8 protein-coding genes are annotated in these 14,248 nt (G+C 73.4%); 6 read left to right on the top strand and 2 right to left on the bottom strand.

Annotated elements, in window-relative coordinates; genetic code table 11:
• Nucleotides 1-70: 70 nt before the first annotated feature.
• A complete protein-coding gene (locus tag FBY24_RS01480; protein ID WP_255432155.1) occupies nucleotides 71-2,977 on the bottom strand; it encodes a glycoside hydrolase family 3 C-terminal domain-containing protein in 2,907 nt (968 codons plus the stop codon).
• Nucleotides 2,978-3,390: 413 nt separating this feature from the next.
• Here FBY24_RS01480 and FBY24_RS01475 point away from each other — a divergent pair, with 413 nt between their 5' ends.
• The 3 genes from FBY24_RS01475 to FBY24_RS01465 are packed head-to-tail and all read left to right on the top strand — an operon-like array spanning nucleotide 3,391 to nucleotide 7,054.
• Nucleotides 3,391-5,049: an extracellular solute-binding protein gene (locus FBY24_RS01475; protein ID WP_140459937.1), complete on the top strand. Its 1,659-nt coding sequence runs from the start codon at nucleotides 3,391-3,393 to the stop codon at nucleotides 5,047-5,049.
• On the top strand, nucleotides 5,049-6,068 hold the full coding sequence (locus FBY24_RS01470; protein WP_142157464.1) for a sugar ABC transporter permease: 1,020 nt from the start codon (nucleotides 5,049-5,051) through the stop codon (nucleotides 6,066-6,068). Before FBY24_RS01475 ends, FBY24_RS01470 begins: the two co-directional genes overlap by 1 nt.
• Nucleotides 6,065-7,054, top strand: coding sequence for a carbohydrate ABC transporter permease (locus tag FBY24_RS01465; protein WP_142157462.1), 990 nt, complete (start codon nucleotides 6,065-6,067; stop codon nucleotides 7,052-7,054). The genes FBY24_RS01470 and FBY24_RS01465 overlap by 4 nt, the downstream gene beginning before the upstream one ends.
• Before the next feature lie 21 nt (nucleotides 7,055-7,075).
• Here FBY24_RS01465 and FBY24_RS01460 read toward each other — a convergent pair whose 3' ends face one another.
• Entirely contained in the window at nucleotides 7,076-8,083 is a 1,008-nt protein-coding gene (locus tag FBY24_RS01460) for a LacI family DNA-binding transcriptional regulator (RefSeq protein WP_140459940.1), read from the bottom strand.
• A gap of 242 nt (nucleotides 8,084-8,325) precedes the next feature.
• Here FBY24_RS01460 and FBY24_RS01455 point away from each other — a divergent pair, with 242 nt between their 5' ends.
• The 3 genes from FBY24_RS01455 to FBY24_RS01445 all read left to right on the top strand — a co-directional run bounded on the left by FBY24_RS01455 (nucleotide 8,326) and on the right by FBY24_RS01445 (nucleotide 14,227).
• Nucleotides 8,326-10,362 carry a beta-galactosidase gene (locus FBY24_RS01455; RefSeq protein WP_142157460.1) on the top strand — a complete coding sequence of 679 codons (2,037 nt, stop codon included), beginning with the start codon at nucleotides 8,326-8,328 and terminating at the stop codon, nucleotides 10,360-10,362.
• Entirely contained in the window at nucleotides 10,359-12,635 is a 2,277-nt protein-coding gene (yicI, locus tag FBY24_RS01450; protein ID WP_142157458.1) for an alpha-xylosidase, read from the top strand. Before FBY24_RS01455 ends, yicI begins: the two co-directional genes overlap by 4 nt.
• Nucleotides 12,636-12,781: 146 nt before the next feature.
• Entirely contained in the window at nucleotides 12,782-14,227 is a 1,446-nt protein-coding gene (locus FBY24_RS01445; RefSeq protein WP_142157456.1) for a GH1 family beta-glucosidase, read from the top strand.
• The last annotated feature ends 21 nt before the right edge of the window (nucleotides 14,228-14,248 follow it).

Raw genomic sequence — 14,248 nt, 5'->3', positions numbered from 1 at the left:
GACCCGCGCGTCCGGCCCGCACCGGCCGGCAGGGCACCGGCCGGCACCGTGCGGGCCCGGACGGCCCGGCTCAGTCGGCGCGCACGCTCGCGAGCCGGGCGACCCCGCGAAGGGTGATGCGCAGGTCGACGACGTCCCCGACCGGTCCGACCAGGGCGGCGGTCCGTTCGTGCCAGTCGTAGCGGCCGCCGCCGTCGGGGACGTCGACGGCGGCGAGCAGCACGTCTGCCGTCGCGTCGTGCACCTCGACGGACGCGGGTCCGGGCGCGGTGCGCGCCACGTCGAGCGTGAGCGTGCGTGCGCCGGTCGTGCGGCAGTCGCGCAGGACGAGCGTGCCCTGGGCGCTGCCGCGGCGCACCTGCACGGCGTCCCCCGCGGTGCGGGTGCGGTCCACCAGGTCGATGCCGGTCGCGGTGTCGAAGGACGCGGCGGGCACGCGCCGGCCGAGCAGCTCGCGCGGCGGGACGGCCTCGCCGTCGAGGCGGACGACGGCCCGGTGGGTGGCGTGCGCGCTCGACGGGCCGGTGCTGAGCACGTACTCGCCGGGCTCGACGACCCACAGGTCGCGGGTCACGTCCCGCACGGCGAGCTCGCGCACCGGCACGGTGAGCGTGACCTCGGCGTCCTCGCCCGGCGCGAGCGTGGTGCGGGTGTGGGCCACCAGGCGGTGCGGGTACGGCAGGCGGTGCCCGGGGGCGTCGACGTACACCTGCACGAGCTCGTGCGCCGTACGGGGGCCGGTGTTGGTGATCCGGAGGTGCGCGACGAGGGCCGGCCCGGCCGGTGCCGTCGGGTCCCCGGGTGCGGCGTCCTGCGGGCCGGCCACGGCGCCGGCGTCGTCCACGGCGAGGGAGGTGCACCGCACGTCGCCGTAGGTGAGCCCGTGCCCGAGCCCGTACCGCGGCGGTGCCGGGGCGTACCAGTCGGTCGTCCGGGCGGCGATGACGTCGTAGTCCAGGAGGTCCCCGGCCTGCGCGGCGTCGGCGGGCCAGGGGTGGGCGAGGCGGCCGGTCGGCTCGACGTCCCCGGTGAGCACGTCGACGAGTCCGGGGCCGAGCTCCTGCCCGCCGTGCGACGTCCACACCACGGCTGCGGCACCGAGGTCGTCGGGGAGGACGTAGGGGTAGGACGAGACGACGACGAGCACGGGTCGGGCGGTGCCCGCGGCCGCGGACCGCCACAGCGCGAGCTGGCTCGCGGGCAGGTCGAGGTGCGGGCGGTCCTCGGTCTCGCGGCCGTGCAGGTGCGGGTCGTTGCCGGCGGTGACGAGCACGACGTCGGCGTCGGCGACGGCCTGCGCCACGGCCTGCGCGCCGCTGCGCACGACGTCGACGGTGAAGCGCGCGGCGGCGTCGGGCGTGTGCGCCTCGGCGACGAGCGTGCCCGGGGCGTCGTGCTGCACGCGCACCCAGCGGCCGGAGCCGACGTGCTGCACCGACCAGGTGCCGTCGGGGTGCCGGTGGGTGCGGAACGACTCCTGGGCGACCCAGCCGCCGACGCGGCCCGCGTCGGCGCGCACGACCCAGCCGGCTCCGCTCCACAGCAGGTCGGTGGCGACCTGCCGCAGCGTGAGCAGCCCGTCGCCCCAGTCGGTCACGTCGACGAGGCCGGTGTCGTCACCGGGCGTCCCGTCGGCCACGAGGGTCCCGTCGGGCAGCGCCCGGACCGTGCCGCCGGTGGTCGTGCAGGTCAGCGTCACGCGTGCGGCGCCGTCGGCCACCCGGACCTGCGCGGCGCCGAGGCGGTCGCGCAGCGCGGTCGCCAGGCCGGTGAGGTACGGCGGGGTGCCGGAGTACCAGTCGTGCAGCACGCGGTCGGCGTGCGGCCCGACCACGGCGACGACGGCCTCGGGCGCGAGGGGCAGGACGCCGTCGTTCTCGAGCACGACGACCGAGCGGGCGACGGACTCGCGGGCGAGCGCACGGTGCGCGGGCAGGTCGATCGCGTCGGGGCCCACGACCCACGGGTCGTGCTCGGGGTCGAGCTCGCCGGTGCGCAGGCGCAGCTCGAGCTGGCGCAGCACGGCGCGGTCGACGACGTCCTCGTCGAGGAGCCCGCGCTCGAGCGCGGCGGTGATCCGTTCGACGGTGGGGCGTGCGTCGGCGTCGTTGTCGGTGAAGGAGTCGATGCCGGCGCGCAGCATCGCGGCGTGCGACTCGACGTGGTCGTCGTAGTACCGCTCGAACGTCACGACGTTGCCGGGCGCGGCGGCGTCGGAGACGACGAGCAGCGGGTGCGCGGCGTGCGCCTGCAGCAGGTCGAGCAGCTCGCCGGCCACGTGGTTCGGACGGCCGTTGACGAGGTTGTACGACGGCATCACGGCGCCGACGACGCCTGCGGCGGCCGGGTGCAGGTAGGCGGGCAGCTCGTACTCGTGCAGCACGCGGGGTCGCAGCTGCGAGCTCGTGACGGCGCGGTCGGTCTCGTTGCCGTAGGCGAGGTAGTGCTTGAGCGTGGGCACGGTCCGCCAGTACACGGGGTGGTCGCCGCGCAGCCCGCGGGCGTAGGCGGTCGCCAGCCACGTGGTGACGTGCGGGTCCTGCGACCAGCCCTCCTCGTGCCGGCCCCACGCGGGGTGGCGCAGCGGGTTGACGACGGGGGCCCACACGTTGAGCGAGACGCTGGAGTCGGCGGCGTGCTTGGCGCGGACCTCGGTGCCGACGACCTCGCCGACGCGGCGGACGAGGTCCGCGTCCCAGGTGCAGGCGAGGCCGACGGGCTGGGGGAAGACGGTCGCGGTGCCGAGCCAGGCGACGCCGTGCAGGGCCTCCGCGCCGGTGTGGAACGGGGCGAGCCCGAGCCGCTCGACGGCCGGGGAGTGCTGGTGCAGGAGCGCGACCTTCTCGGTGCGGGTCAGCCGGCCGAGCAGGTCACGGGCGCGCTTCTCGACCGGCAGGCCGGGGTCGAGGTACGGGGCGCGGTCCTCGACGAGGAGGGGGCTCGGGGTGGCGGGTCGTGCTCGGTCGTCGTCGACCACGGTGCTCCTGCAGGGTGTTCGGTCGTCGTCTGGTCGAACCGTTTCGACGATCACAGCCGGGCGTCGGGTGGCGCCCAGGGCGCCTCGGGCCGCCATGGTGGACCAGATCGGTGCGTCTGGCAAGGACGCGTCCCGCCTGAGACGTGGCTTGCCTCACACCGGCCCCGTGTCCTAGATTCACCCGCGTCGAACCGCTTCGACTGTGATCGCCGTCGATCACCGTCGCTCGCCGGGGCGGCACGAGCCGGACGCCGGGTCGCCGAGGACCCCGGGCCGGCAGCAGCGACCGAGGGCCGCCCGGCCCGCGGCCACGAGCACGACCACCGGGCGGACCCGCGCAGGGCGCGCCGCACGCCCGACCAGCACGCAGGTCCGAGCAGCACGTCCGCACCACGAGGGAGTGAAGGGCGCTGATGAACACCACCACATCCACCCACCGGATCGGCGACGTGCAGGTACGACGTCGCTCGTTCCTCGGCATGGTCGCCGCCGGTGCCGCCGTCGCGGGCGTGCCGTCGCTGCTGACGGCCTGCGGGACCGGCGAGGCCGTCTCCGTGTCCACGCCGGGCGCCACGATCGGCGCCGGCATCCTGCCGTCGTACATCCCCGTCGACTACGTCGAGCCCGACTTCCCGAGCGTCAACGGCTCGACGCCCGGCTTCGAGACGATCCCGGCGGAGCTCGTCCAGTCGGTGCCCGAGCCCCCCGGCAGCGGGACCGAGTTCACGGCCATGACGCCGCTGTGGGGCACCATCCCGCCGACGGACGGCAACCAGTACTACGAGGCCGTCAACGGCCTGCTTGGCTCGACGATCACGTTCCAGATCACCGACGGCAACGTCTACGGCGACAAGCTCGCGACGGTGCTGGCCTCGGCGCGCGACGTCCCGGACTGGGTGAGCGTCCCGTCGTGGAACATCCCGCCGCGCTTCGGCTCCGAGATCGTCCCCAACATCTTCCAGGACCTCACGGACCACCTCGGCGGCGACAAGATCGCCGCGTACCCGAACCTCGCGAACATCCCGACCGACGCGTGGAAGTTCTGCGTCTTCGGCGGGCGCCTGTACGGCCTGCCGTTCCCCGGCGAGGTCATCACCGACGCGATCTTCTACCGCAAGGACGTCCTGGACGAGCTCGGCATCACGCCGGACGTCCGCTCCGCCCAGGACCTGCTCGACCTCGCCGTCGAGCTCACCGGCGGCAACCGCTGGGGCGCGGAGGACCTGTGGAACACCTCCGCGATCATCCACGGCGTGCCCCCGAAGTGGCTCCTGGACGGCGACCGCCTGGTGCACCGGGTCGAGACCGAGCAGTACCGCGCCGCGCTCGCGTGGAACGCGGAGCTGTTCGCCAGCGGTGCCGTGCACCCCGACGCGGTCGCCGACCAGTCGGGCGAGGCCAAGACGCGCTTCCAGTCCGGCGCCTCGCTCATCATGAACGACGGGCTCGGTGCCTGGCACGAGGCCCTGCGCGACAACCTGGCGAGCAACCCCGACTACTGGCAGCAGCCGTTCGAGCCGTTCGCGGCCGACGGCGGCACGCCGGTGCTGTGGAAGGGCAACCCGGCGAACATCTTCTCGTTCCTGAAGAAGACCGACGACGAGGCCCGGATCACCGAGCTGCTGGCGATCGCCAACGTGCTCGCGGCGCCCTTCGGCACCACGGAGTTCGACGTCATCAACAACGGCGTCGAGGGTGTGCACTTCACGCGCGACGACGACGGTCTGCCCGTGCCCACCGAGCTCGCGGCCACCGAGCTGCAGCCGACGTACATCTTCCTCGTGGACCCGCCGATCGCGAACACCCGGGTGCAGTACCCCGGCTTCGTGCGCGCGTCCTCGGAGTGGCAGACCACGGCCGCGGAGTACCTGCAGGAGCCGCTGTTCTACGCCCAGCAGATCGTCGAGCCCGCGCAGTTCGCGTCGATCGGCCAGCCGTTCGTCGACCTCGAGAAGGACATCTCGCGCGGTCGCAAGAGCCTGGACGACCTCGACGCCGCGGTCGAGACGTGGCGCAGCTCCGGCGGCGAGGAGCTGCGGACGTTCTACCAGGAGATCCTGGACGCGCAGTGATGAGCATCGGTCAGGTCGTGCGTCGTCGCGGCGAGGTCCCTGACCCCGTCGCCGAGGGGGCGGGTGCGCCCGCCCCCTCGGCCCGGGGCAAGATCCCGGTGCGCAAGGTCTCGTTCGCCGCCCGGCTGCGTCGCGACGGCGCGCTGCTGGTGATGGTCCTCCCGGCGGTGGTGCTCCTGGCCGTCTTCGCGTACGTGCCCATGCTGGGCAACGTCATCGCGTGGCAGCAGTACTCGCCGTACACGGGGTTCGTGAACAGCCCGTTCATCGGGTGGGCGAACTTCGAACGGGTGTTCAGCAACCCGCTGTTCCTCGACTCGGTCGAGAACACCCTCGTCATCACGGCGTTCCAGCTGGTGTTCTTCTTCCCGGTGCCGATCATCCTCGCGCTGCTGCTCAACAGCGTCGTGACGCCCCGGATCCGCACGACGATCCAGTCGATCGTGTACCTGCCGCACTTCTTCTCGTGGGTGCTGGTGGTGACGATCTTCCAGCAGATCTTCGGCGGCGCTGGACTGGTCAACCAGACGTTGCGCGACGCCGGGATGGGCACGGGCTTCGACCTGATGACCAACCCCGACACGTTCCTGGTGCTGATCACCATGCAGTCGGTCTGGAAGGACGCCGGCTGGGGGATCATCATCTTCCTCGCCGCGCTGTCGACCGTGCCGCCCGAGCAGTACGAGGCGGCCGCGTGCGACGGTGCCGGCCGCTGGCGGCGCATGTGGCACGTGACGCTGCCGGCGCTGCGCCCGGTGATCATCCTGCTGCTCATCCTGCGCCTGGGCGACGCCCTGACGGTCGGGTTCGAGCAGCTCATCCTGCAGCGCGGTGCGGTCGGGGCGGACGTGGCCGAGGTCATCGACACGTTCGTGTACTACCAGGGCGTCATCTACGGCGACTGGAGCTTCGCGGCGGCCGCGGGGCTGGTCAAGGGTGTGGTGAGCCTGCTGCTGGTGCTCGGCGCCAACAAGCTCGCCCACGTGTTCGGCGAGTCGGGGGTGTACCAGAAGTCATGAGCGGACAGGCACCGGAGATCAGCAGCGACGTCGCGCTCGTCCCGCGCGACCTGGCACCGGGTGTGCAGCGTCTGCCGCGCCGGCGGCGGTCCCGGCACCGCCCCGCGTGGGAGGAGCCGCCGAGCCGGGTCGGCGCGGTCGTGAAGTTCGTGGTCCTCGCGGGCGTGGTCCTGGCGGTCGTGTTCCCGCTGTGGACCGTGGTCGTCACCAGTCTCTCGACGCAGGCGGAGACGATCCGCGTCGGGGGGCTCGTGACGGTCCCCGGGGAGCTGACGCTCAACGCGTATCGCCAGATCCTCTCGGGCGGCATCGTGACGCGCGCCGCCCTCGTGAGCACGGGCGTCACGGCCGTGGGCACGCTGCTGTCGACCGTGGTCTCGGTCCTCGCGGCGTTCGGGCTCTCGCGCCCGTCGTCCCTGTGGCACCGGCCGATCCTGTTCGTCTTCCTCATCACCATGTTCTTCGGCGCGGGGATGATCCCGACGTACCTGCTGGTGAGCGGCCTGGGTCTGATCAACTCGTACTGGGCGCTGATCCTGCCCGGGGCGGTCTCGGCCTTCAACGTGCTCATCCTGCGGAACTTCTTCATGGGTATCGACAACGCGATCCTCGACGCGGCGCGCATCGACGGCGCGGGCGACTGGCGGATCCTCGGGGCCATCGTGCTGCCGATGTCGCGGGCCGTGACCGCGGTCGTGGCGCTGTTCTACGGCGTCGGGTACTGGAACGCGTTCTTCAACGCGATCCTGTACATCAACGACAACGCGAAGTGGCCGCTGCAGCTGGTGCTGCGCTCGTACGTCCTGCAGGGCGTGACCCTGCCGGGCAGCGGGGTGGGTCAGGTCGACGTCGCCAGCGGCGCGGTCACGGGCCTGCCCATCAAGATGGCGGTCATGGTGCTGGCCATCGTGCCCATCCTCGTCGTGTACCCGTTCGTGCAGCGGCACTTCACCAAGGGCGTCATCTTCGGCGCCATCAAGGGCTGAGGCACGGTGCGGCCGGGCGGGTCAGCGCAGCGCGGGGCGGGTGCTCGCCCGCTCGACGAGCACGGGGGCCAGCAGGCGGGTCTCGGCCGGCTCGTCGTGCCCCACCCGGGCCATGGCCATCTCGACGGCCACGCGGCCGATCGCGTGGGCGGGGATGTCCACGCCCGTGAGGGGCAGGGGCTGCCCGACGGCGACGTCGGGCGGGCACACGGCCACGACCGACACGTCCTCGGGCACGTGCCGGCCGCGGTCGGCGAACGTGGCGACGACCCACGGCAGCGCGACCTCGTTGTGCACGACGACCCCCGTGACGTCGGGCAGCCGTTCGAGCACGCGGTCGACGGCGCCGACGGCGCCGGCCATGGACGACTCGCAGGGCTCGACGACGGCGGCGAGCCCGGCCTCGGCCGCCTCGGCCGTGAAGCCGCGCATCATCCGCTCGGCGTACGAGGTGTGCCGCTCGAGCACGGCGCGCGGGGATCCGACGAGGGCGACGCGGCGGTGCCCGAGCCGGGCGAGGTGCCGGACGGCGAGGCGGCCGGCCGCCTCGAAGTCCAGGTCGACGCACGACAGGCCCTCGGGGTCGCGCGGCAGCCCGATGAGCACGGCGGGCTGGCGCAGCCCGACGAGGACGGGCACGCGCGGGTCGTCGGCCTCGACGTCCATCATCACGAGGGCGTCGACCATCGACCCGCTGGCGACCCGCTCCAGCCCGGCGGTCTCGTCGGCGGTGAGCAGGAGCACGTCGTGGTCGTAGCTGCGCGCGGCGGTGACCACGCCGGTCACGAACTGCATGATGACGTTGACGTTGACGTCCACGCGCAGCGGCGCCATGAGACCGAGCACGTGCGTGCGGGCCGAGGCGAGCGCGCGGGCGCCGGCGTGCGGCCGGTAGCCGAGGTCGCGGATGGCGCGCTCGACCCGCTGACGGGTCGGTGCGGAGATGGGGCGCTTGCCGGACAGCACGTACGACACGGTCGAGGTGGAGACCCCGGCCGCCCGCGCGACGTCGTCGATCGTGGTGGCCACGGTGCTCCGTTCGTGTCGCGGCCGGTCTGCGGCGACCCGCCGCCGACGCCCACCCTAGCGTCCGCGCGTCGTGCCGCGGGCGCCGATCGGTGCGGCCGGCCGGTGCTGCAGGCGAAGCGCTTCGCCACGAGTGGCACCGCGCGGTGGTGCGTGTCCGTTGACGATCGAGGTGGCCCGCGACCTACGATCAGCGAAGCGCTTCGACGACCGATCGACGCCACTCGACGAGGAGGCCCGCCGCGATGACCGCGCCCGCACCCGACGCCCCGGCGTCCCGGCCGGCCCTGTCCGCGCTCACCGACGACGCGGGCCTGCTCTACGGCGCCGACTGGAACCCCGAGCAGTGGGGGCCCGACGTCTGGCGCGAGGACGTCGCCCTCATGCAGGCGGCCGGCGTCAACCTCGTCACCGTCGGCGTCTTCAGCTGGGCCCGGCTCGAACCCGCACCCGGCCGGTACGACACCGACTGGCTCGACCAGGTCCTCGCGCTCGCCGACGCCCACGGCGTCATGGTCGACCTCGCCACGCCCACCGCGTCGCCGCCCCCGTGGCTGGGCGTGCGCTGGCCCGGCGCGCGCGCCGTCACCGCCGACGGCGTGCGGCTCTCCCACGGCTCGCGCAACCACTTCTGCCCGTCCTCGCCGCACTACCGCGAGCGCGCGCTCGCGGTGGTCCGGGCGCTCGTCGACCGGTACGCCGGGCACCCGGCGGTGCGGATGTGGCACGTCGGCAACGAGTACGGCCAGGTCTGCTACTGCGAGCACTGCGCCGCCCGGTTCCGCACGTGGCTGCGCGAGCGCCACGGCACGCTCGACGAGCTCAACCGGGCCTGGGGGACGACGTTCTGGAGCCAGCGCTACGGCGACTGGGGCGAGGTCGTGCCGCCGCGCGCCGCGCCCTACCTGCTCAACCCGACGCAGGTGCTCGACCACCGCCGGTTCGCCTCGGACCTGCTGCTCGACCTGTACCTCGAGCAGCGCGACCTGCTGCGCGAGCGGGACCCGGGCACGCCGGTGACGACCAACTTCATGGGGTTCCACGGGCTGACCGACTACCGGCGCTGGGCGCCCCACGTCGACGTGGTCGCCGACGACGTCTACGGCGACCCCGCGGACCCGGACTCGCCGGTGCGGGTGGCGCTGACCCACGACCTCGTGCGCGGCCTGGCAGGCGGCGCGCCGTGGATCGTGATGGAGCAGGCCGCGGGCGCGGTGAACTGGCGCCCGCACAACGTGCCCAAGACGGTCGCGCAGATGCGGCTGGACTCCCTGCGCGCGGTCGCGCGCGGCGCCGACGGCTCCTGCTTCTTCCAGTGGCGGGCCTCGGTGTTCGGGGCCGAGCGGTTCCACTCCGCCCTCGTCCCGCACGCCGGGCCGGGCACGCGCCTGCACCGGGCGGTGGTCGAGCACGGCGCCGAGCTGACCCGTCTGCGCCAGGTCGTCGGCACCCGGGTGCCCGCGCGGGTCGCGCTCGTCTTCGACTGGCCCAGCTGGTGGGCCGCCGAGGAGCCGGCGCAGCCGTCCGACCGTCTGCGCGTGCTGCCGCAGGTGCTCGCCTACTACGCACCCCTCTGGCGCGCGGGGGTCGCGGTCGACGTGGTGGGCCCGGACGCCGACCTGTCCGGGTACGACCTCGTCGTGGCGCCGCAGCTCTACCTCGTCGAGGACGACCACGTGCAGCACCTGCGCGGGGTCGTCGAGCACGGCGGCGTGCTGCTCCTCGGGCCGTTCTCGGGGGTCGCCGACCGGGACGGGCACGTGCGCACGGGGCGGTTCCCGGTGCCGTTCGCCGACCTGGTCGGCGGCTCGGGCGAGGAGCACGTGCCCCTGGGCGACCCGGGCGTCGCGGTCCGCTCGGGGCTGCTGGGGGACTTCACGGCGCACGACTGGGCCGAGCGCGTGCGGGTCGACGACGGCGAGGCGGTCGCGACCGTCGACGGCGGCGACCTCGACGGTGCCGCGCTCGTCGTCCGCCGGGCCCACCCGTCCGGCGGCGAGGGCTGGTACGTCGCGACGACCCCGCCGCAGGAGGTCGTCGACGCCGTCGTGGACGCGTGCCTGCGCGCCGCCGGCGTGACGGGGGCGCTCGCGGTTCGCCCGCCCGACGGCGTGGAGGTCGTCCGCCGCGGCGACGTCCTGTTCTGCCTCAACGCGACCGACGAGCCGCGCACCGTCCCGCTCGACGGCGCCTGGCACGACCTGCTCACCGGCGCCGACGTCGCCGACCACGTGCTGCTCGCCCCGCACGACGCGGTGGCGCTGACGGAGAGGACCTCATGAAGTTCACCGACGGCTACTGGCAGCTGCTGCCCGGGGTCACCGAGCTGCGTCCGCGTCAGGTCGACGAGGTCGTCGCCGGCGACGACACCCTGACCGTCTACGCGTCGACCGCGAAGATCGAGCACCGCGGCGACACGCTGAACCGCCCGCTGGTCACGGTGTCGTTCCACTCGCCGATGGACGGCGTCGTGGGCGTCACGATCGAGCACTTCCGGGGCGGTCTGGAGCGCGGGCCGCGCTTCGGCCTGCGGCGCGAGGTCGCGGACGTCAAGATCACGACGCCGCAGCTCAACGGCGCCCCGCTCGCGACGTTCCGCTCGGGCCCGCTCGAGGCGCGGGTCGCGACCGACGGCGACTGGTCCGTGGAGTTCGTCGCGGACGGCCGCACGCTGACCTCGTCGACCGCGCGCAGCGTGGGGGTCCTCACGGACGCCGAGGGGCGGCACTTCGTGCGCGAGCAGCTGACGACGGGTGTCGGCGAGCACCTGTACGGGCTGGGGGAGCGGTTCGGGGCGTTCGTGAAGAACGGCCAGACCGTCGACATCTGGAACGCCGACGGCGGCACGGCCAGCGACCAGGCGTACAAGAACGTGCCGTTCTACCTGTCCGACGCGGGCTACGGCGTCTTCGTCGACCAGCCCGAGCGGGTGTCGTTCGAGATCGGCACGGAGGTGGTCTCGCGCACGCAGTTCTCGGTCGAGGGGCAGTCGCTGACGTACTACGTCGTGGCGGGCCCGACGCCCAAGGACGTGCTGCGGCGCTTCACGGCGCTGACGGGCCGGCCGGCGCGCGTGCCGGACTGGTCGTACGGGCTGTGGCTGTCGACGTCGTTCACCACGGACTACGACGAGGCGACGGTGACGCACTTCGTCGACGGGATGGCCGAGCGCGGCCTGCCGCTGTCGGTGTTCCACTTCGACTGCTTCTGGATGCGGCAGTTCCACTGGAGCGACTTCGTCTGGGACCCGGCGACGTTCCCCGACCCGGAGGGCATGCTCGCGCGTCTGAAGGCCAAGGGGCTGCGCATCTGCGTGTGGATCAACCCGTACGTCGCGCAGCGCTCGGCCCTGTTCGACGAGGGCAAGGAGCGCGGCTACCTGGTCACCGAGGCCGACGGCACGGTGTGGCAGTGGAACATGTGGCAGGCGGGCATGGCGCTCGTCGACTTCACCAACCCGGACGCGGTGGCCTGGTACCAGGACAAGCTGCGGGTGCTGCTCGACCAGGGCGTCGACTGCTTCAAGACGGACTTCGGCGAGCGCATCCCCACGGACGTGGTGTGGCACGACGGGTCGGACCCGCAGCGCATGCACAACTACTACACGCACCTGTACAACGCGGCGGTGTTCGAGCTGCTGGAGGCGGAGCGCGGCGAGGGGGAGGCGGTGCTGTTCGCCCGCTCGGCGACCGCGGGCGGCCAGCAGTTCCCGGTGCACTGGGGCGGGGACTGCGAGTCGACGTTCGTCTCGATGGCCGAGTCGCTGCGCGGCGGGCTGTCGCTGGCGCTGTCGGGGTTCGGCTACTGGAGCCACGACATCGGCGGGTTCGAGGGCACGCCGGACGCGGCGGTGTTCAAGCGGTGGCTGGCGTTCGGGCTGCTGTCGTCGCACAGCCGGCTGCACGGGTCGAGCTCGTACCGGGTGCCGTGGGCGTTCGACGAGGAGGCCGTGGAGGTCACGCGCCTGTTCACCCGGCTGAAGCTGTCCCTCATGCCGTACCTGTCGCAGGTGGGCCGGCGTGCGCACACCGAGGGTCTGCCGGTGATGCGGCCGATGGTGCTGGAGTTCCCGGACGACCGGGGCGCGGCGTCGGTGGACACGCAGTACATGCTGGGCGAGCACCTGCTCGTGGCGCCGGTGTTCTCGGCGGAGGGCGACGTCGACGTGTACGTGCCGGAGGGCACGTGGACGTCGTGGCTGACGGGGGAGCAGGTGGTCGGCCCGCGCTGGGTGCGCGAGCGTCACGGCTTCGACTCGGTGCCGCTGTACGTGCGTCCCGGCACGGTCCTGCCCGTGGGGGCGGTCGACGACAGGCCGGACTACGTGCACGCGGACGGGGTGACCCTGCACCTCGTCGAGCTGGAGGACGGCCACCGCTCGGTGACGCGGGTGGCCGCGGGGTCGGGTGAGGACGACGCGCTGTTCACGGTGGAGCGCACGGGCGTGCGCGTGCGCGTCGAGGCCGTCGGCGCCCCGGGTGCGTGGGCGGTGCAGCCGCGGGGCGGCGTGCGCGTCGAGCACCGCGGGGACGGCGTGGTCGAGATCGACCTGTAGGAGCCGGTGCGCCGGTGGTGGGGGAGGGGGCCGCCGGCGCGCCGGGACCCGGGTGCGGGAGCGGTCCCACACCGGGTATCGTATCGATTCGACCGAGCGTCGGACGCGCCGACGCCTCCCACCAGCACCCGCTCGAAGGGCCGACGATGACCAGCTCGCGACCGTCCGGACGCACGTTCCCCGCGGACTTCCTCTGGGGGTCGGCGACCGCGTCCTACCAGATCGAGGGAGCCGTCGACGCCGACGGCCGCGGCCCGTCGATCTGGGACACGTTCTCCCGCACCCCCGGCAAGGTGCTCAACGGCGACACGGGCGACGTCGCCGTCGACCACTACCACCGCGTCGAGCCCGACGTCGCGATCATGGCCGACCTCGGCCTGCAGGCCTACCGGTTCTCGATCGCCTGGTCGCGCATCCAGCCGACCGGCACCGGCGAGCCCAACGCCGCCGGTCTGGCGTTCTACTCCGACCTCGTCGACCGGCTCGTCGCGGCCGGCATCCGGCCCGTGGTGACGCTCTACCACTGGGACCTGCCGCAGGCGCTCGAGGACGCGGGCGGCTGGACGAACCGCGCGACCGCGGTGGCCTTCGAGCAGTACGCGCGCATCGTCGCCCGCGCCCTCGGCGACCGCATCCACCTGTGGACCACGCTCAACGAGCCGTGGTGCTCGGCCTTCCTCGGCTACGCGTCCGGCGTGCACGCCCCCGGCGTCACCGACCCGGCCGCCGCGCTCGCCGCCGTGCACCACCTCAACCTCGCGCACGGTCTCGCCGCCCGCGCGATCCGCGAGGAGCTGGGCGAGGACACCCCCGTCTCGATCACCCTGAACCTGCACGTCACCCGCGCCGCGTCGCCGGCCCCGGTGGACGTCGAGGCCAAGGAGCGCATCGACACGATCGCCAACGAGGTCTTCCTGGGCCCCCTGCTCGAGGGTGCGTACCCCGCACGGGTGCGCACCGACACCGCCGGCATCAGCGACTGGTCCTTCGTGCAGGACGGGGACCTCGAGACCATCCGCCAGCCGCTCGCGCTGCTCGGCGTCAACTACTACTCGACCGGCCGCGTCCAGCACGGCACCCCGCCCGTCGGCGACGGCACCCCCGGCCCCGACGGCCACCGCTCGTCCGTCGTGAGCCCCTGGGTCGGCGCCGACCAGGTCGAGTGGCTGCCCCAGCCCGGCCCCTACACAGCCATGGGCTGGAACATCGAGCCGCAGGGCCTCGTCGACCTCCTCCTCGAGCTCCACGAGCGCTACCCGGGGCTGCCGCTGGCCATTACGGAGAACGGCGCCGCGTTCTACGACACCGTCACCGACGACGGCCGCGTCCACGACCCCGACCGCGTCGCCTACTTGCACGACCACATCGACGCCGTCGGCGAGGCCATGGACAAGGGCGTCGACGTCGGCGCCTACTTCGTGTGGTCGCTCTTCGACAACTTCGAGTGGGCCTACGGGTACGACCGCCGCTTCGGCGTCGTGCACGTCGACTACGACACCCAGGTCCGCACGGTCAAGGACTCCGCCCGCTGGTACCGCGAGCTCGTCCGCACCCGCACCATCCCGACCGTGGAGTCCGCGGCCGACCTGTGACCGCCGGCCCCGGGACGCGCA

The sequence above is a fragment of the Cellulomonas sp. SLBN-39 genome (assembly GCF_006715865.1).
In the GTDB taxonomy this organism is placed as follows: Bacteria; Actinomycetota; Actinomycetes; order Actinomycetales; family Cellulomonadaceae; genus Cellulomonas.
This window is presented reverse-complemented; position numbering and strand designations above follow the sequence as displayed.

Bases quoted from the DNA above. Each gene is read 5' to 3' on its own strand.
- FBY24_RS01475 (WP_140459937.1), top strand. From the start codon at position 3,391: ATGAACACCACCACATCCACCCACCGGATCGGCGACGTGCAGGTACGA.
- FBY24_RS01470 (WP_142157464.1), top strand. From the start codon at position 5,049: ATGAGCATCGGTCAGGTCGTGCGTCGTCGCGGCGAGGTCCCTGACCCC.
- FBY24_RS01465 (WP_142157462.1), top strand. From the start codon at position 6,065: ATGAGCGGACAGGCACCGGAGATCAGCAGCGACGTCGCGCTCGTCCCG.
- FBY24_RS01455 (WP_142157460.1), top strand. From the start codon at position 8,326: ATGACCGCGCCCGCACCCGACGCCCCGGCGTCCCGGCCGGCCCTGTCC.
- yicI (WP_142157458.1), top strand. From the start codon at position 10,359: ATGAAGTTCACCGACGGCTACTGGCAGCTGCTGCCCGGGGTCACCGAG.
- FBY24_RS01445 (WP_142157456.1), top strand. From the start codon at position 12,782: ATGACCAGCTCGCGACCGTCCGGACGCACGTTCCCCGCGGACTTCCTC.